Source organism: Streptomyces sp. NPDC002564 (genome assembly GCF_042889645.1).
Classification (GTDB): Bacteria; Actinomycetota; Actinomycetes; order Streptomycetales; family Streptomycetaceae; genus Streptomyces.
This window is the reverse complement of record NZ_JBIARE010000002.1, coordinates 1,136,973-1,153,276: the sequence shown is the minus strand read 5'-3', so window position 1 is coordinate 1,153,276 and position 16,304 is coordinate 1,136,973. Positions and strand designations below refer to the sequence as shown.

General features: G+C 73.1%; 17 protein-coding genes. 8 read left to right on the top strand and 9 right to left on the bottom strand.

The genetic code is table 11. The features are described 5' to 3' along the window. Positions 1-96 precede the first annotated feature (96 nt). On the bottom strand, positions 97-627 hold the full coding sequence (locus ACFYXE_RS11125; RefSeq protein WP_389311185.1) for an SRPBCC family protein: 531 nt from the start codon (positions 625-627) through the stop codon (positions 97-99). Positions 628-854: 227 nt separating this feature from the next. Here ACFYXE_RS11125 and ACFYXE_RS11120 point away from each other — a divergent pair, with 227 nt between their 5' ends. Beyond that, entirely contained in the window at positions 855-3,647 is a 2,793-nt protein-coding gene (locus ACFYXE_RS11120) for a BTAD domain-containing putative transcriptional regulator (RefSeq protein ID WP_389311183.1), read from the top strand. A 215-nt stretch (positions 3,648-3,862) separates the two neighbouring features. On the opposite strand, the gene ACFYXE_RS11115 is transcribed toward ACFYXE_RS11120, so the two are convergent. The 4 genes from ACFYXE_RS11115 to ACFYXE_RS11100 form a co-directional block, all read right to left on the bottom strand. Beyond that, on the bottom strand, positions 3,863-4,150 hold the full coding sequence (locus ACFYXE_RS11115) for a hypothetical protein (RefSeq protein ID WP_389311181.1): 288 nt from the start codon (positions 4,148-4,150) through the stop codon (positions 3,863-3,865). Between the two features lie 124 nt (positions 4,151-4,274). After that, positions 4,275-4,448 (bottom strand): hypothetical protein, encoded by a 174-nt coding sequence (locus ACFYXE_RS11110; RefSeq protein ID WP_361165139.1) that lies wholly within the window; start codon positions 4,446-4,448, stop codon positions 4,275-4,277. Between the two features lie 165 nt (positions 4,449-4,613). After that, positions 4,614-4,838: a hypothetical protein gene (locus ACFYXE_RS11105; protein WP_389311179.1), complete on the bottom strand. Its 225-nt coding sequence runs from the start codon at positions 4,836-4,838 to the stop codon at positions 4,614-4,616. Between the two features lie 127 nt (positions 4,839-4,965). Continuing rightward, positions 4,966-5,505 (bottom strand): hypothetical protein, encoded by a 540-nt coding sequence (locus tag ACFYXE_RS11100; protein ID WP_389311177.1) that lies wholly within the window; start codon positions 5,503-5,505, stop codon positions 4,966-4,968. Positions 5,506-5,656: 151 nt separating this feature from the next. Between ACFYXE_RS11100 and ACFYXE_RS11095 the strand changes: the two genes are divergently transcribed. Together ACFYXE_RS11095 and thrS are read left to right on the top strand one after the other, a co-directional pair. Then, a complete protein-coding gene (locus ACFYXE_RS11095) occupies positions 5,657-5,851 on the top strand; it encodes a DUF4236 domain-containing protein (protein WP_361165149.1) in 195 nt (64 codons plus the stop codon). A gap of 137 nt (positions 5,852-5,988) precedes the next feature. Next, positions 5,989-7,341: a threonine--tRNA ligase gene (gene thrS, locus ACFYXE_RS11090; protein WP_389311175.1), complete on the top strand. Its 1,353-nt coding sequence runs from the start codon at positions 5,989-5,991 to the stop codon at positions 7,339-7,341. A 15-nt stretch (positions 7,342-7,356) separates the two neighbouring features. On the opposite strand, the gene ACFYXE_RS11085 is transcribed toward thrS, so the two are convergent. Then, the gene (locus tag ACFYXE_RS11085) at positions 7,357-7,971 is read right to left on the bottom strand and encodes a LysE/ArgO family amino acid transporter (RefSeq protein ID WP_389311173.1); all 615 of its coding nucleotides are present in this window, start codon (positions 7,969-7,971) and stop codon (positions 7,357-7,359) included. Between the two features lie 71 nt (positions 7,972-8,042). Here ACFYXE_RS11085 and ACFYXE_RS11080 point away from each other — a divergent pair, with 71 nt between their 5' ends. From ACFYXE_RS11080 to ACFYXE_RS11065, 4 genes are all read left to right on the top strand, one after another. Next, positions 8,043-8,987, top strand: coding sequence for a LysR family transcriptional regulator ArgP (locus tag ACFYXE_RS11080; protein ID WP_389311171.1), 945 nt, complete (start codon positions 8,043-8,045; stop codon positions 8,985-8,987). Positions 8,988-9,045: 58 nt separating this feature from the next. Continuing rightward, positions 9,046-9,714 (top strand): HEAT repeat domain-containing protein, encoded by a 669-nt coding sequence (locus ACFYXE_RS11075; protein WP_389311169.1) that lies wholly within the window; start codon positions 9,046-9,048, stop codon positions 9,712-9,714. A gap of 7 nt (positions 9,715-9,721) precedes the next feature. After that, on the top strand, positions 9,722-10,726 hold the full coding sequence (locus ACFYXE_RS11070) for a MerR family transcriptional regulator (RefSeq protein WP_389311167.1): 1,005 nt from the start codon (positions 9,722-9,724) through the stop codon (positions 10,724-10,726). A 77-nt stretch (positions 10,727-10,803) separates the two neighbouring features. Continuing rightward, positions 10,804-11,061: a hypothetical protein gene (locus ACFYXE_RS11065; protein WP_389311165.1), complete on the top strand. Its 258-nt coding sequence runs from the start codon at positions 10,804-10,806 to the stop codon at positions 11,059-11,061. A 19-nt stretch (positions 11,062-11,080) separates the two neighbouring features. Here ACFYXE_RS11065 and ACFYXE_RS11060 read toward each other — a convergent pair whose 3' ends face one another. Further along, on the bottom strand, positions 11,081-11,524 hold the full coding sequence (locus ACFYXE_RS11060) for an Lrp/AsnC family transcriptional regulator (RefSeq protein WP_361165258.1): 444 nt from the start codon (positions 11,522-11,524) through the stop codon (positions 11,081-11,083). Between the two features lie 85 nt (positions 11,525-11,609). On the opposite strand from ACFYXE_RS11060, the gene ACFYXE_RS11055 reads away from it, so the two are divergent. Further along, a complete protein-coding gene (locus tag ACFYXE_RS11055; RefSeq protein WP_389311163.1) occupies positions 11,610-12,536 on the top strand; it encodes an SMP-30/gluconolactonase/LRE family protein in 927 nt (308 codons plus the stop codon). A 63-nt stretch (positions 12,537-12,599) separates the two neighbouring features. Here ACFYXE_RS11055 and ACFYXE_RS11050 read toward each other — a convergent pair whose 3' ends face one another. Both ACFYXE_RS11050 and ACFYXE_RS11045 read right to left on the bottom strand, forming a co-directional pair. Then, complete coding sequence (locus tag ACFYXE_RS11050) at positions 12,600-15,143, bottom strand: type I polyketide synthase (RefSeq protein WP_389311161.1); 2,544 nt, start codon at positions 15,141-15,143, stop codon at positions 12,600-12,602. 8 nt (positions 15,144-15,151) lie between these two features. After that, positions 15,152-16,300 carry an OzmP gene (locus tag ACFYXE_RS11045; protein ID WP_389311159.1) on the bottom strand — a complete coding sequence of 383 codons (1,149 nt, stop codon included), beginning with the start codon at positions 16,298-16,300 and terminating at the stop codon, positions 15,152-15,154. Positions 16,301-16,304 lie beyond the last annotated feature (4 nt).

The following is a 16,304-nucleotide window of genomic DNA, read 5'->3' as shown; positions in this document are numbered from 1 at the left end:
CCCTCCCACCAGGTGAGCCGCCCCCACCCGTCGGACGCATTCCGTCGCCATCGCGGCCGAGGCGCAGGTCGCGGTCGGGTATGAGCGCGCCGTGGGTCAGCGGCTGGAGACACCCTCCAGCTCCCGCTTGAGGTTGCGCAGGGTCCGGTCGATGTTGCCGACCTGGAAGGCGGCGAAGGTGCGGCCGCCCGTGGCGACGCGGTCGAAGACGGCGGCCACGAAGTCCGGCCAGGTCCGCCGGTCGTCCGTCCAGGTCTCCGTCACCCGCGTCGCCGGCCCGGACGCGCCCGCCTCGCCCTCGACCTCCTTGAAGCGGTACTCCCAGGTGGCGATGGGTGCGCGCAGCCGCGGGCGCTTGAGGCCGATCGCGTGCACCCGGAAGGCGAACCGGCTGCCCGGCTCCGCCGCGGTGACCGTGCAGCGCGTGGTCCAGCGGAACATCCCGCGCTTGTTGCGCCCCTCGAAGACGAGGCCCACAGGAGCCGGTCCGTCGCCGTCCGGCAGGTTCGCGCCGAGGTTCTCCGGGCTCCAACGGCCCATCTGCCCGGGCCTGCTGACCTGCTCGTACACGGTGGACGGTGGCGCCTGGACCAGGATGCTGCGGGACACGGTGAACGTGCGGGCCATGGGAATGCTCCGTTCCTGGGGCCCCCGACCCTACCCGCCAGTAGGGCGGGCGGGAAGCGCCTTCCGTCGCGGAAGGTGAGCGGCGGTCGCGCCGGGCCGCCCGCTCCTCGGCAGGGCCTCGCCGATCCTGCCGGTCGACCGGGGCGTTCCGGTACGCCCCTCAGGACCGGAACCCGCCCTCCGGCCTCCGGTAATCTGGCTCTTTTCCCGCAGGAGGAGTTGCGTCAGTGGAGTTCCGGCTGCTCGGAGCGGTGTCCGTCGCCACCGGGACCGGCGTGGTGCCGCTCGGCCCCGCCAAGCGGCGCAGCCTGCTCGCCGCTCTGCTGCTCAGGCCCAATCATCCGGTCACCGTCGGCCAGTTGACGGCCGCTCTGTGGGATCACGAACCGCCCGCGCGGGCCCGCGGGGTCATCCAGGGCCACGTGTCGCGACTCCGGGCGCTGCTCGCCGAGGCGGACGCCGAGATGTTCGGCGTCGAACTGCTCACGCAGGGCACCGCGTACGTGCTGCGCATGCCGGAGTCGCTCCTCGACGCCCACCGCTTCGAGGAGTTGGTGACGCTGGCCCGCGGTCAGCGCACGCCCGCCGACGCGGTGGCGATGTACCAGGAGGCGCTGTCGCTGTGGCAGGGGCCCGCGCTGACCGGGGCGTACCCCAGCCAGCCCCTGCAGTCGGCCGCCCAGGCCCTGGAGGAACGGCGCCTCATGTCGGTGGAGTCGCTGGCCGTGGCGTACTCGCGACGGGGCGAACACGCCCGGGCGGCGGCCGTGCTGCGCGCGGAGGCGAGCGTCCACCCGCTGCGCGAATCGCTGTCCGCCGCGCTCGTGCGCGAGCTCCAGCGGGCGGGGCGCCGTTCGGAGGCGCTCGACTGGTTCCACCGCACGCGTCGGCTGCTCGCCGACGAGCTGGGGGTCGACCCGGGGCGCGACCTGGCCGACGCGTACGCCGACGTGCTGCACGGCGGCGGCGAGGGGGCCGGGGTCGCCGCGCGGGCGGCGGTCCCCTCCCGGGTCACGGCAGCGGCGACCGCCCCCGCGCCGTCCCCCGCACCCATGGCCACCGCCGCTCCCCCGCCCGTGCCCGCCCTGCCGGCCGCGGCGCCGCCGGCCACGATCGACCTCCTGCCGCGGCTGCCGCGCGGCTTCCACGGTCGGGCCGGGGAACTGACCGCGCTCTCCCGGGCAGCAGCGGGCGAGGCGCCCGTCTGCCTGGTCACCGGGCCCGCGGGCGTCGGCAAGACGGCGCTGGTGACGCACTGGGCACACCGCCACCGCGAGCAGTTCCCCGGCGGGCTGCTCTACGCCGACCTACGGGGCTTCGGCGACACGGGCGAGCCCGCACTGCTGGAGGTCCTGAGGGAGTTCCTGCTGGGCCTCGGTGTCGCGCCGCGCCGGATACCGGAGTCGGCAGGCGCAGCGTCCGCGCTGTTCCGCTCGCTGTGCGCCGAGCGGCAGATCCTCGTCGTACTCGACAATGTGCGCGCGTCCGGGCAGGTCAGGGAGCTTCTTCCGGGCGGCGCCCAGTGCGTCACGGTCGTGACGAGCCGGTATCGGCTGCGCGGTCTGATCGCCTCCGACGCCGCCCGGCCCGTACCGGTGGACGTCCTGGAACCGGCGGACGGCACCGCCCTGCTTGCCGCGGTGCTCGGCAAGGAGCGGGTCCTCGCGGAGGAGGTGGCGGCCCGGCGCGTCGCCGAGCTGTGCGGCGGGCTTCCGCTCGCGCTGCGGGTGGCCGCCGCCCGGCTCGCGGACCAGCCGGACTGCTCCCTGAGCGCGATGGCGGCCGAACTCTCCGACGAGTCGCGCCGGTTGGGCCTCCTGGACGTGGAGGACACGGGCGTACGGGCGGCGCTGCGGCTCACCGTACGGCGGTTGCCCGAGGACGCCGCCCACCACTTCGCCCACCTGGGGCAGCACCCGGGCACGCGCATCGACCGGTACACGGCCGCGGCCCTCGCCGGTTCCGACCCGGACACCGCCGGGGCCGCGCTGGACACGCTCGCCGCGGCGCATCTCGTGATCAGGGAGTCGCCCGACCGCTGGTCGCTGCACGACCTGGTGCGGCTGTACGCGCGCGGCCTGGACACCGGCCCCGACGCCCTCGTCCGCGGTCTCGACCACAGCGTCGCCACGGCGCTCGCCGCCGCCGACGCGGCCGAGCCCGGCGACGAGTCGTGCTTCGTGCTGCCCGCGGACTTCCGGTCGCCGCCCGCGACACGGGAGTTCACCGGCCGGGAGCAGGCGATGGAGTGGTACTCCGCCGAGCGCGACGACCTCACCCTGGCGGCGGCCGCCGCCCACGCCGCCGGGCTGCACGGGAGGACCTGGCGGATCGTCCTGGGACTGTGGCCGCAGATCGTGTGGCGGGTCCGTGACGGCTGGACTCCCCTGCTGCGGACCGCACTTGAGGCGGCGCGGGCCGACGGCGACGCACGCGCCGAGGCACGGGTCCTCGCGCTGCTCGGCTGGGTACTGACGGAGGAGGGCCGCCTCGGGGAGGCGCTGCCCCATCTGGAGGCGGCTCCGGTGCTCGCCGCCCTGGCCCGTGACACACGCGGCGAGGCGACCGCGCTGATCAACCTCTCGCTGGCGCAGGGCGAGCTCGGCAGCCCCGAGGAGGCGGCCGAGGGCTGCGCGCTCGCCGCGGAGCTCGCGCACAGCGTCGGCGACCGGAACACCGAACGCCTCGCGCTGTACCACCTGGCCCGGCACCGCCTCGACGCGAGGGAGTGGCGGCCCGCCTTCGAGACGGCGCTCGCCGCGCTCGACCTGGACGGCCCTTCGGAGGCTTCGGTGGCGGCCCGGGTCCTGCTGCGCACCGTCATCGGTGAGGCGCTGCTGGGGATGGGCGACGAGACGGAGGGCATCCGGCGCCTGGAGGCCGCGGCCCTGGACGCCGAGGCGTGCGGCTACGACGACGGCGCGGTCCGCGCCCTCGGGGCGCTGCTGCGGGTCTCCGCGGACGCCGGGCTGCAGGCGCGGTACGACACGGCGATGGTGCGGCTGATGGCACGCACGTGAGGTGTACCTGATGACGGCACGTACGTGAGGTGTGCCTGATTACGCGGCGTGCACGTGAGATGTGCCTGATGGCACGTCCGTGACGTGTGCGTGGCGTGTGCCTCACGGGTCGCCCGTGCGGATGTGGGTGCGGGGCGGGAGCGCCGCGCGGAGTCGGGGCGCCCCGGGCCCGGTCGGGCGACCGGTGTCCTGCCCGGCCGGGCGACCTGCCCCGCCTACTCCGCGGCCCGGTCGGGTGTGGGCCCGTCCGCCGCCTGCGCGGCGTGCTCGGCGAGCTGGTCGTTGACCTCCCGGGTCTGCTCGGCGAGCCGGCGGGCCCGCGCCTCGGCCTGGTCCGCGCGGGCGTTGATGCGCGCGATGTCGTCCTCGATGACCTTCAGGGCCAGCTCGGTCGCGGCGTCCGCGTCCTGGGGCGGAAGGTCGCCGGGGAGGTCCTCCAGCGCGCTCTTGACCGCGGGGATGCCGCCGCGTTCGTGAATCTCTTTCCAGAACTCATAGTCCATCGAGCCATCTTGGCCGATCGTCGGCCTTCGACGCGAGGCGGCCCCGCGGCGGCCGTCGGCCCCTCCCCCGGCCCCGGGCGGTCCGGGGACCTCCGGGAGGGCGCCCGCGCCGTCCCGCCGACCCTCAGGACGCGGGCGCGGGCGACGCGCTCGCGCCGGAGGCCGTTCTGAAGTCCAACAGGTCCTCGGCTGTCTGCTGGGTCTCCTCCGCGGCCTTGCGGGCCGTGGCGACGACATCGCCGTGCTCCTGGACGAGGGTGTGGTAGATCGGCGCCTGAGTGGCGTCATTGGCCGGCATGACCTGCGGCTCCTTGTTCGGTGACGGTGTTGCTCGGGTGGCCGTGTGCGGCCGACCCGCGACCTTACGCGAACCATGGGGGCCGATGGCACCCGACCCCGATCATGAGGGGGCCGCTTGTGATCACCTTCACACCGGGGGCGGCCGACAGGGCGCCCGTGCCGCTCAGCGGGCCGGGTCGTAGGTCAGGCGATGGAGGGAGGTCGACGGGACGACCGTCACCGGGGCCCCTTCCGAGTCCGGCTGGATGTGGAGGAAGGCTCCGTCGAAGGCGACCCGTGCGGCGCTGATCGATGCCTTGCGGTCGCCCTCCCGCTCGTGCGGTCCGGACGAGATCGACGGGGCGCTCAACTGCACCAGCTTGGCCGCATACCAGGTGAGATCAGTCATATCTCCAGCATCCCGCCTCGAAGGCCCCGCTACACGCTCCGGGAGCCGCGGCTTCTCCGTGCCTTCACGGCCTTCACGGCCTCCACGACTCTTATGGCGTCCATGGCGTCCATGGCCTTCATGGTTTTCACGCGTCCGGGGTTCCTGGGGCCGGCGGCGCGGGCGAGGGGGCGACGGTGAACGCGCGGGTGACCGGATTGACCCGGGCCCGCAGCACCGTCCCCTGCGTGACGCCGCCGAACCGGTACCTCAGGACGTCGCTGCCGCACTCGAAGGGTTCGAAACCGGGGCCGCTGATGCGCATCAGGAGCCGGATTTGGTGGTGGTCGTCGTTGGTCGGCGGGGCGGAGGCGACCGCGAGCACCAGGGCGCTCCCGTCGACGCCGAGGGCGGCGAGCTGGAGCGTGGCCCGCCGTTCCTCGCGGGCGAAGAGGATGGTGGACAAGCCGACGCAGGCGATGAACGCGGCGGCCAGGGCGAGGCCGACGCCGGCCCACATCCACCCGCTCCCCGTCTCGTCCAGGTCGGCGACGGTGCGGACGGTGACGTAGGCAAAGGCGCCGCCCGCCCCCAGGAACAGGACCGCGCCCACGGTGCAGGCGATGGCCGTGATCACCGGACCCTTGGGTTCCAGCAGGACGGGTTCGAGGGCGCGGGCGCTGGCCATGGCCGCACCCTAGCCAAGGAGACGTGGCATGCGCAGGGGTGCGGGCACCCCTCTCCCCGCGCCGGTCGGCCCAGGGGCGGACCGGAGTGCGATCACGCAGGTGAGCGGCCTCCGTTCGCGGGTACCCGGAGACGGACGCAAGGAGGAGTCCATGCCACTCACGTTCCGCAAGAGTTTCCGGATACTTCCCGGTGTGCGGTTGAACATCAACAAGCGCTCGTGGTCCGTCACCACCGGCGGCGGGAACGGCCCCCGGCGCACCCACAGCAGTACGGGCCGGCGCACCACGTCCATGGACCTGCCCGGTCCGTTCGGCTGGCGCCGGACGACGAAGCGGCGGCGCTGAGGCCGCCCGGGCGGCGCGAAGGGCGGGCAGCAAAGGGCGGGCAGCAAGGGGCGCGAAAAATAAGTCTCGTGGCGGATCGGGTTCTGCTAGCTTCACCGGCATGAAGAAGCGCGCTGTGATGACGACGACGCCGGAGAGTGTCCCGGCGCGCTGACCGATGTCCGAGTCCGAAGCCCCGGGGCGAGTGCCCCGGGGCTTCGTCCTTTCCTCCCGCGGCCACTCGCCCCACCGTCCGCGAGGAGACCGCTATGCACGACCACCGCAAACTCGGCCGCGAGCTCGACCTGTTCGGCACCGACCCGCTGATCGGCGCGGGCCTGCCCTACTGGCTGCCCGACGGCGCGGCGGTGCGCCACACCCTCGAGGAGTACATCCGGGACGCCGAACGGCGGGCGGGCTACCGGCACGTGTACTCGCCGGTGCTCGGCAAGCGGGAGCTGTACGAGATCTCCGGGCACTGGTCGCACTACAGCGAGGACATGTTCCCGCCGATGGATCTGGGCGGCGAGCAGGTCGTCCTGCGGCCGAGCCTGTGTCCGCACCACGCGGTGATCTACCGCTCCCGAGCGCACAGTTACCGCGAGCTGCCGCTGCGGATGGCCGAACTCGGCGGCATGTACCGCGCCGAACTCTCCGGGGTGCTGGGCGGGTTGAGCCGGGTGCGGGCCATCCACCTCAACGACGCGCACATCTTCTGCACCCTGGACCAGGTCGCCGACGAGGCGAGCGCGGCGCTGGCGATGATCCGCGCCGCCTACGACGCGCTCGGCATCAGGGCGGCCCGCTTCCGGCTCTCCCTGCCCGGCCCCGGCGGCAAGTACGTCGCCGACCCCGAGAAGTGGCGGCGGTCCACCGCGCTGCTCGCCGAGGTGCTCGACCGCGCCGGCGTCGAGCACGAGGCCGTCGAGGGCGAGGCCGCGTTCTACGGCCCCAAGATCGACGTGCAGGTAGTCGACGGCGCGGGCCGCGAGTCCACCCTCTCCACCGTCCAGGTCGACTTCCACCAGCCCGAGCGGTTCGACCTGCACTACATCGGGGCGGACGGCGCCAAGCACCGCCCCGTCATGGTGCACCGCAGCATCATCGGCAGCGTGGAGAGAGCCGTCGCCCATCTCATCGAACAGCACGGCGGCGCCTTTCCCGCCTGGCTCGCCCCGACCCAATTGGTGGTCCTGCCGGTCTCCGAGGCGCAGGTGCCCGGCGCCGAGCGGCTGCTGCGGCGGTGCGCCGAGCTCGGACTGCGGGCGGAACTGGCCGGTCCCGAGCACGGCAGCCTGGGCGCCCGCATCCGGGCCGCCCGGCTGGTGCCCTACCAGGCTGTCCTCGGCGCCAAGGAGGACGCCGACGACCTGGTCGCGCTGCGGCTGCGCGACGGGCGGCGCATCGACCCGCTGCCCGCCGCCGAGGCGCTGGCCCGCGTCGAATCCCTGGTGGCGGCACACCGCACCGAGCTGTGGGACGCCGAACCGCCGGTCCTGCGGTCGGCGTGAGCGGCACCGGATCCTTCAGAGCACCCCGGCGATCAGCGTGCCGCCCATGACCGTCATCGTCGCGGCGATCACGAAGTCCAGGGCCCGCCAGGACGCGGGCCGCTCGAAGAAGCCGCTGAGCAGGCGGGCGCCGTAGCCGAGCGCCATGAACCAGCAGATGCTGCCGAGCATCGCGCCGGCGCCGAAGGCCCAGCGCAGCCCGTCGTGACCGGCGGCGACCGAGCCGAGGAGGAGCACCGTGTCGAGGTAGACGTGCGGGTTGAGCCAGGTCATGGCCAGGCAGGCGAGCAGCGCGCCGCGCCGTGACCCGGCCGCCGCACCCGTCGTCGTCATGGTGCCGGGGCGCAGCGCCCGGCGTGCGGCGAGCACCGCGTACGAGAGGAGGAAGCCTCCGCCTACGAGGCCGACCAGGGTCAGCGCCGGGGGCCAGGCCGTCACCACGGTCCCGACCCCGGCCACGCCCGCCCCGATGAGCAGCACGTCGGACACGGCGCAGATGGCCACCACGCTGAACACCGCCTGGCGTCGGATGCCCTGGCGCAGCACGAAGGCGTTCTGCGATCCGATGGCGACGATGAGCGAGAGTCCGGTGCCGAAGCCGGCGGCCGCGGCGGTCAGTGCTGTTCCCATGAAGATCGACGTTAAGGAGCCTTGACGCCCTAAGTACAGGTAAAGATTCTGATGTAGCTTAAGCAATCGTGATGTCACGAGCCGAAGATGCGGGCCCGGTGGCGGGGGCGTTGTCGGAGCTGCCGCTGGAACATGTACGGACGCTGCTCGCCGTCGTCGACGAGGGGACCTTCGACGCGGCCGCCGCGGCCCTGCACGTCACGCCGCCCGCGGTCAGCCAGCGCGTGAAGGCGTTGGAGCGTCGGACGGGCCGGGTGCTGCTGATGCGCACGAAGCCGGTGCGGCCGACCGAGTCCGGTCAGGTCGTGGTGCGCTTCGCCCGGCAGCTGGCCCGTCTGGAGCGGGACGCGCGCGCCGAGCTCGGCATCGGTGACAGCGGCGAGCCCGCAGTGCTTCCGGTCGCGGTGAACGCCGACTCGCTGGCGACCTGGTTCCTGTCCGCGCTGGCCCGCGTCCCCGACGAGCCGCGCCGCTGTTTCGAGCTGCGGCGCGAGGACGAGGACCACACGACGTCGCTGCTGCGCGAGGGCTCGGTGATGGCGGCGGTCACCTCGTCGCCGGACGCGGTGTCGGGCTGCACCGTGCGGCGCCTGGGGCGGATGCGGTATCTGCCGGTCGCCTCGCCCGGGTTCGTGGCGCGGTGGCTGGGCGACTGGCCGCGGACGCCGCTCGGACAGGTCCTCGCGGACGTGCCGGTGGTGTTCTTCGACCGGCGCGACTGTCTGCAGGACGACTTCGCGCGGCGCGTGACGGGCGGGCGCGGGGCGAGCGCCCTGCGGCACTACGTCCCGTCGTCGCGCGGCTTCGTCGAGGCGATCGAGGCGGGTCTCGGCTGGGGCGTGGTGCCGCGGGAACAGGCGGAGCCGCTGCTGCGCGCCGGGGCACTGACGCTGCTCGACGCCGACCGCTTCATGGACGTACCGCTGTTCTGGCAGCAGTGGAAGCTCGACTCGCCCGCGCTCGCCACGCTCGCGGACGCGGTGATCGCGACCGCCGCCGAGGCCCTGGACCAGTGAGGCGCTTGACCTTGACACGGTGTCAAGGCCTTCACTGCGGGGCGAGGAGGTGGTCCCGATGACCCCGTCGGTTCAGGACACCGAAGTACTGCGGGCCGTTGCGGCGCTCGGCGACGCGCACCCGTCGGTCCGGCTGCGGGCGGCGCTGGCCCTCGGCACGTACCCGGACCCGCGCTCCCTCGGCACGCTCGTCGAGCGCTGCGCGGTCGAGCCCGATTTCCAGGTCCGCGAGATGCTCACGTGGGCGCTCACCCGCCAGCCGGCGGAAGCAACCGTTCCCGCGCTGCTCGACGAGGTCCGCTCGGGCGGCGCGCAGGCCCGGAGTCAGGCGCTGCACACCCTGTCCAAGGTCGGTGACCGGCGGGCCTGGCCGGTGATCACCCCGGCGCTGCTGGCCGACGCCGACGACGAGGTGGCCCGCAGCGCCTGGCGGGCGGCCGTCGCGCTCGTCCCCAACGGGGCGGAGCCCGGCCTGGCCGTCGCGCTCGCCGCCCGGCTCGGGCGCGGCGGGCGCGAGACACGGCTGAGTCTGAGCCGGGCGCTGATCGCGCTCGGTGAGACGATCCTGCCGACGCTGCGCGCCGCGTCGGCCGACCCCGACCCGGACGTGCGGGAACACGCGCTCGCCACGGAGCGGCTGTTCCACGACCCGGATGCCGGATTCGAGTTCGCGCTCCACGAGGCCAGGCGCGTCGCGGTCCTCGGGACGCGCGGCCGGGAGGAGTGACAGGCACGTGTTGATCGGTGAGGTGGCCCGGCGGTCCGGGGTGAGCGCCCGCATGCTCCGCCACTACGAGTCGCTCGGCCTGCTGCGGCCGGAGGAGCGAACCGGCTCGGGCTACCGCACGTACGCCGACGAGGACATCCGGCGGATCTTCCACATCGAGAGCCTGCGGTCGCTGGGCCTCTCGCTGCGCGAGGTGGGCAGGGCGCTCGACGATCCCGGCTTCGCGCCCGCCGAACTCGTGGCCGACCTGGTGCGCCGGACGCGCGAGCGCATCGCCCGCGAGACGGAGCTGCTCACGCGCCTGAACCGGATCGGCGCCGCCGAGCCCGACGGCTGGGGGGACGTCCTGGAGACCATCGCGCTCCTGCAGGCGTTGGGCTCGGCGAGCGCAGGCGAGCGCCAGCGCGCGGCGCTCGCCTCGGTCGACGGGGTGCCGGTACCGGTGGAGGCGCTGGTCGAGGCGGCGCTCGGCGAGAGCGACCCGCACGTCGCGGGGGCCCTGCGGTGGGCCCTGGCACGGTCAGGCCCGGCCGCCGTCGCACTCTTGGCGCGCGGGCTCGACTCCCCGGTCGCCGCCGTGCGCGAGCGTGCCGTGCGGTCCATCGCCGAGTTCCCGGACGACGAGACGGCGGCGGTGCTGCACGACGCCCTCGGCCACCCGGACGTCGTGGTCCGCAGGCGGGCCGCGCTGGCGCTCGGCGCGCGGGGTGTGGCCGACGCGGTCCCCACCCTCGTCGAGATGGTCGTCGACGAGGTCAATGACGTCGACGCGGCCGACGCGCTCGGCACGCTGGCCGTCCGTCCCGCGACGGCGCAGGACATCGCCGCCCGGCTCGTCGGCCGCCTCGCCGACGGCACGGTCGACGCCCCGGCGCGCCGGCGGCTGACGCAGGCGTTCGCGGACGTCCCCGGGCCCACGGCGGAGCGGGCCCTCGCGAAGCTGTCCCGGGACGACGACCGCGGGGTCGCGGTGACCGCCGCGTACCTCCTGCGGATCCGCGCCACGCCGTAGCCCCGCCACCGGGCGCGGCGCCGGCCCCGGGCGGCCAGAACGTGCGGCGCCCGCCACTCGTGTCTAGCGTCACTGGCATGAACAGTGAACCGCAGCGTTACGAGCTTCTGCTGATGCCCGAGTTCACCGAGGGCGGCACGGGGACGGACGGCGCCCTGCGCTCCGCGGTGGTGACGGCCACCGGGGACACCGGCGCCTCCGGCTATCCCCGGTACGTGGGGGACGGCATGGAGGCCGACATCGACCCGGCGACCCGCTCCGTCGAAGCGGTGCTCGTCGACGGCGCCGAGCTGGACTACGGCCTGTCGGTCCGGGTCGCCGACCACACCGGCTGACGCGGCGCCCGCCGGCCGCTCAGGCGCCGAGGGGTGAGACCGGGCGCTCGAAGAACGTCTCCAGGGATACCGTGGCCTGCGTACCGCTGACGCCCTCGATCGCGTACAACCGGCGCAGCACGTCCTGCAGTTGCTCGGTCGTCGCCGTGCGGACCTTCACCAGGACCGACGCGCTGCCCGCGATCACGTGCGCCTCCTGGATCTCGGGGATCGCGGCGAACGCGTCCGCTGACTCCCCCATCCACACCGTCGATTCGACCATCACGAAGGCCAGCACCCCGCGGTCGAGCGCCGCGGGGTCCACGTCGACCGTGGTGCGCCGGATGACGCCCCGCTCGCGCAGCTTGCGCACCCGCTCGTGGGCCGCGCCCGCGGAGAGCCCCGCCCCCTTGCCGAGCGCGGCGTACGCGATGGTCGCGTCCTCCTGGAGGAGGGCGATCAGCCGTCGGTCGATGTCATCCACGGTCACCATGGCGCAACCATACAGCGTTCTGGCATAGTCATGATCAACCGAATGCGATTCAGTCTTATTCAGCCGAGGGGTAACCATGTCCGGCAGCGACGACACCGGCCTGTACGAAATCCTGGACGAGCGGTTCCGCACCGGGCGGTGCGCGAACGGCGACGACCGGCTGGAGCAGCTGTACGGGGGCTGCCGGTGGGCCGAGGGACCGCTGTACCTGCCCGCCTGGCGCCAGCTGGTGTGGAGCGACATCCCCAACGACCGGCTGCTGCGGTGGGACGAGGCGACCGGCGCGGTCGCCGTCTTCCGCTCGCCCGCCGGGCACATCAACGGCAACACCCTCGACCGCGAGGGCCGTCTGATCAGCTGTGAGCAGGGCAACCGCCGGGTCACCCGCACCGAGCCCGACGGCCGGATCACCGTGCTCGCCGACCGGTACGAGGGCAAGCGGCTGAACAGCCCCAACGACGCGGTCGTCCGCTCGGACGGCTCGGTGTGGTTCTCCGACCCGGACTTCGGGATCACCAGCGACTACGAGGGATTCCGCGCCGAGCCGGAGATCGACGGCTGCCATGTGTACCGGATCGACCCGGCGACCGGCGAGGTCCGCCTGGTCGCGGACTGCTTCGCGACGCCGAACGGGCTCGTGTTCTCCCCCGACGAGCGGCAGTTGTACGTCTCGGACACCCGCGGCGGCCGCATCCACGTCTTCGACGTGCGCGACGACGGCACGCTCTCCGACGGCCGGGTCTTCGCCGAGGCCAAGGACGGCGTGAGCCGCTTCGACAACCTCCGGTTCGACGACGGCGGCCGGCTGTGGGCCGCCGCCATCGCGGGCGGGGTGCACTGCTACGACCCCGACGGCACCCTCATCGGCCGCCTGCGGGTGCCGGAGCCGGTGTCCAACATCGCCTTCGGCGGCCCGAAGAACAACCGCCTCTTCATCACGGCCACCAGCTCGCTCTACTCCCTCGTGATGGGCGTGACGGGACTGCCGCGCGTACACCCCTGAGCTGCCCCGCGGCCGAACCGCGACGACGGTCGGCCGCGGGCGCACAGCGGGCGCCCCGCCCGGTCAGGGGCTCGCGGGGCGGCGGGCGGCGGCCCGCTGGGCGCGGCGGGAGACGCGCCCCTCGGCGCCCGTGGCGGGCGTCCCAGGAGCGCCGTCCGGGCTGATGCCCAGCTCTGCGCTCAGGTCGGCCACGAAGGCCCGCACGGTGGGGTACTCGACGAACGCCGAGGAGCGCACCGGATGGGCGAGTTCGTCGCCGAGCTTGGCGATGACCTCGATGAGGATCAGCGAGTCGAGGCCCATGTCGAACAGGTTGGCGTCCTGGTCCACGGTCTGCGGGTCCGGTGCCCCGAGGACGGCGGCGATCTCCTGCCGGATGAAGGCCGTGAGCAGCGTGGCCTTCTCGGTGTCCGGGATTCCCTCGAAGCGGTCCTTGAGCGTCTCGCCCGCGGCCCGCGTCACCGGCGCGGCGCCGCCGTGCGGCTCGATCCAGTGCCGCTGCCGGTCGAAGGGGTAGCGGGGCAGCGGCACCCGGCGCACGCGCTCGCCCTCGTGGTACGCGGCCCAGTCCACCGGCTCCCCCGCCGTCCACAGCCGGCCCAGCACCTCCAGGAGGAAGGCGGGCCCTGCCGTGTCCGGCGACCGCGGCAGCAGCGCGACGGCCGGGCGGCCCGCCGCGGTGGCATGCTGCGCGGCACTCTGCTCCAGCAGCCGCAGGGCCGCGTCGGGCAGATCGGTGCGGTCGGCGGCGACCACCGTCGTGCGTACGCCCCAGTCGGCCAGTGTCCGCAGCGTGGCGTACTGGACGGCGAAGGCCCCCAAGGTGCCGTCGGCGCCGAGGAGTTCGTCCGGGCCGCCCGGAGTGCCGAGCTCCGTGGCGATCCGGTCGAGGTGCTCGCGGAAGGCCGGGACCTCCTCGTACAGGGCCGTGGCGTGTCCGGGGACGCCGGGCGCCGGGTCGCCGAGGGCCAGGTCGAGGACCGGCTTGTCCGCGGTGGGGTCGCCCGTCAGGACACGGTTCTCGTCGCCGAGGGCCAGGGCGAGCGCCGCGTCGCGCACGTCGGTGGCGACGAGGGCGCGTCGGTAGGTGTGCACGCGCCGTCCGACGGCCAGCGTGTGGGAGACGGCGGCCAGGTCCAGGTCGCGGTCCTTGCGGAGCTGCCGGGCCAGGTCCGCGGCGACCGTGTCGAGCGCCGCCGGGGTGCGGGCGGAGAGCACCAGGAGCCGGGGCCCGGCCGTCCCGGCGGCGGGCGGGGGCGGCGGCGGCTCCTCGACGACGAGGTGGGCGTTCGTGCCCCCGATGCCGAAGGAGCTGACGCCGGCGCGGCGCGGGGTCGCGCCCGCGGGCCACTCCTTGGTCTCGGTGCCGACGTGGAACGGCCCGGCCGCGAAGTCGATCTCCGGGTTGGGCGCGTCGAAGTAGAGGCTCGGGACCAGGGTGCGGTGGCGCAGCATCAGGACCGTCTTGATCAGGCCCGCCATGCCCGCGGCCGTGTCCAGATGGCCCACGTTGGTCTTGACCGAGCCGATCGCGCAGGATTCCGGGGCGAGTCCGGCGCCGTAGGCCTGGTTGAGCGCGGCGATCTCGATGGGGTCGCCGAGCGGTGTCGCGGTGCCGTGCGCCTCCACGTACGAGATGGTCTCCGGTCCGCAGTCGGCGATCTGCTGCGCCTCGGCGATCACGGCGGCCTGGCCCTGCACGCTGGGGGCGGTGTAACCGGTCTTGGCGGAGCCGTCGTTGTTGACGGCGGTGCCCTTGATGACGGCGTGCACGGTGTCGCCGTCCGCGAGCGCGTCGCTCAACCGCTTGAGGACGACCACGCCGGCGCCGTTGCCGATCACGGTGCCCTGGGCCTTGGCGTCGAAGGCACGGCAGTGTCCGTCGGGCGAGAAGATCATGCCCTCGTGGTGGAGGTAGCCCTCGCCCTGGTCGGCCTGGATGTGGGCGGCGGCCGCCAGGGCCATGGTGCAGTCGCCGGACAGCAGGCTGAGGCAGGCCAGATGGACGGCGACCAGCGAGGTGGAGCAGGCCGTGTTGGTGCTGATGCTCGGGCCCTGGAGGTTCAGCTTGTAGGCGGTGCGGGTGGCGGCGAAGTCCTTGTCGTTGGTGATCATCATGCGGTAGCGGTCCACGGACGATCCGGTGCGGTAGCGCTCCGCGAGGTTGCGCAGCAGATAGGTGTTCATGCCGACGCCGGCGAAGACCCCGATCCGCCGCTCGTCGCGCTGGGGGTCGTAACCGGCCCCTTCCAGCGCCTCCAGCGAGCACTCCAGCAACAGCCGCTGCTGCGGGTCGATCAGCTCGGCCTCGTCGTGGGTCATGCCGAAGAATCCTGCGTCGAACGTGTCGGCGCCCTCGACGATCTGGCCGGCCTTCACGTACCGCTCGTCCGCGATGAGCTGCTCGCCGACACCGGCCGCGCGCAGTTGCTCGTCGGAGAAGTAGGTCAGGGTCTCGCGGCCCTCGCTCAGCACGCGCCAGAACTTCTCGGGGGTGTCGGCGCCGGGGAACCGGCAGGCGAGGCCGACGATCGCGATGTCCGCGTCCCGGACGTCGAGGGCCTCGCCGGTCCGATCCCGGTCGTCCTGCTCCATCTGGTCGTTCATCTCTCTCCTCAACCCACCTTGATGCCGAGGTCCGCCGCGACACCGCGCATGTCCAGGAACGTCTCGGCGATGAACCTGGCTCCGTCGTCGGTGGTGTCCATCTGCTTGAAGAGCTCCACCAGCGTCTCGCGGTGGCTCTCGCGGTCGCCCTCGCCCGCGGCGATCTCCAGCACCACCCGCTTGAGCCGCTCCTCCACCTCGGGCAGGTCCAGGGAGCGCGGGAACTTGATGCTGAACGTGGAACGGTCGTAGTCCTTGTTGCGGCTCACCGCGCGCGTGTAGCTGGACGCGTTGAGCTTGTAGAACATGCAGTCCCAGTTCTTGAACGAGTAGTAGTTCAGGAGCGGGAACAGCGTGCAGTGCGTCTCCATCGGCGAAGAGGCGTACAGCCCCTTCTCCTTGAGTTCGGCGACCATGCGGTCGGGGTCGTAGTCGTGCCGCATGGCGATGAACGGGAAGACGATCTTGGGGAGTTCGTCGTCCTCGGCGAACAGGATCTCCTCGATCTCGCCGTTGAACAGTTCGCTCGCGAGCTCCGGCCCGAACGACTTGTAGAAGCCGCGGACGACCTCACGGACGTTCGACTCCATGGTGAGGATCTGCTGCGGGTCGGCGCACAGCGCGATGTAGGGAATCCGCTCGCGGAAGGCGTACAGGATGGCCCGGATCACGAAGAAGGTGCGGCAGGAGACGCACGGCAGCTTCTCGTCGAGATACTGGCCGGGCTTCTTGGGGCGCGGCCGGTTGAAGACGTCCCGCATCATCTTCTTGATGTTGTCGTCGTCGGAGTCCACCACGAACGTCGCGTCGAGCTTCTCCTGCGCGAGCTTGATGTTCTGCGCCGCGTGCGTGCTCTCGAAGGGCACGTCGAAGGTGTACGCGAGCGTCCGCTTGCCGTATTCGTTGACGAACTTGTCCAGCATGTACGTGCTGTCCTTGCCGCCGCTGTACATGAAGAGGCAGTCGAACGCGCCGTTCGGGTTCGGCGCGGCCGCCTGGAACTGCGCGAACACCTCATTGGTGTACTTGTAGTTGGCGATCAGATCGCCCGCGAAGTCCAGGTTGCACAGATTGCAGACCTGCTCGTCGTCGAGCACGATCCCGGGGTGGCCGGCCTTCAGTGAACAGATCTTGCAGCGAACGGTGGTCGGTTCCATGGTG

Excerpts from the sequence above, each read along its gene's own strand:
- ACFYXE_RS11125 (WP_389311185.1), bottom strand. The coding sequence starts at position 627 with ATGGCCCGCACGTTCACCGTGTCCCGCAGCATCCTGGTCCAGGCGCCA.
- ACFYXE_RS11115 (WP_389311181.1), bottom strand. The coding sequence starts at position 4,150 with ATGGACTATGAGTTCTGGAAAGAGATTCACGAACGCGGCGGCATCCCC.
- ACFYXE_RS11110 (WP_361165139.1), bottom strand. The coding sequence starts at position 4,448 with ATGCCGGCCAATGACGCCACTCAGGCGCCGATCTACCACACCCTCGTC.
- ACFYXE_RS11105 (WP_389311179.1), bottom strand. The coding sequence starts at position 4,838 with ATGACTGATCTCACCTGGTATGCGGCCAAGCTGGTGCAGTTGAGCGCC.
- ACFYXE_RS11100 (WP_389311177.1), bottom strand. The coding sequence starts at position 5,505 with ATGGCCAGCGCCCGCGCCCTCGAACCCGTCCTGCTGGAACCCAAGGGT.
- ACFYXE_RS11095 (WP_361165149.1), top strand. The coding sequence starts at position 5,657 with ATGCCACTCACGTTCCGCAAGAGTTTCCGGATACTTCCCGGTGTGCGG.
- ACFYXE_RS11085 (WP_389311173.1), bottom strand. The coding sequence starts at position 7,971 with ATGGGAACAGCACTGACCGCCGCGGCCGCCGGCTTCGGCACCGGACTC.
- ACFYXE_RS11080 (WP_389311171.1), top strand. The coding sequence starts at position 8,043 with ATGTCACGAGCCGAAGATGCGGGCCCGGTGGCGGGGGCGTTGTCGGAG.
- ACFYXE_RS11075 (WP_389311169.1), top strand. The coding sequence starts at position 9,046 with ATGACCCCGTCGGTTCAGGACACCGAAGTACTGCGGGCCGTTGCGGCG.
- ACFYXE_RS11065 (WP_389311165.1), top strand. The coding sequence starts at position 10,804 with ATGAACAGTGAACCGCAGCGTTACGAGCTTCTGCTGATGCCCGAGTTC.
- ACFYXE_RS11055 (WP_389311163.1), top strand. The coding sequence starts at position 11,610 with ATGTCCGGCAGCGACGACACCGGCCTGTACGAAATCCTGGACGAGCGG.
- ACFYXE_RS11050 (WP_389311161.1), bottom strand. The coding sequence starts at position 15,143 with ATGAACGACCAGATGGAGCAGGACGACCGGGATCGGACCGGCGAGGCC.
- ACFYXE_RS11045 (WP_389311159.1), bottom strand. The coding sequence starts at position 16,300 with ATGGAACCGACCACCGTTCGCTGCAAGATCTGTTCACTGAAGGCCGGC.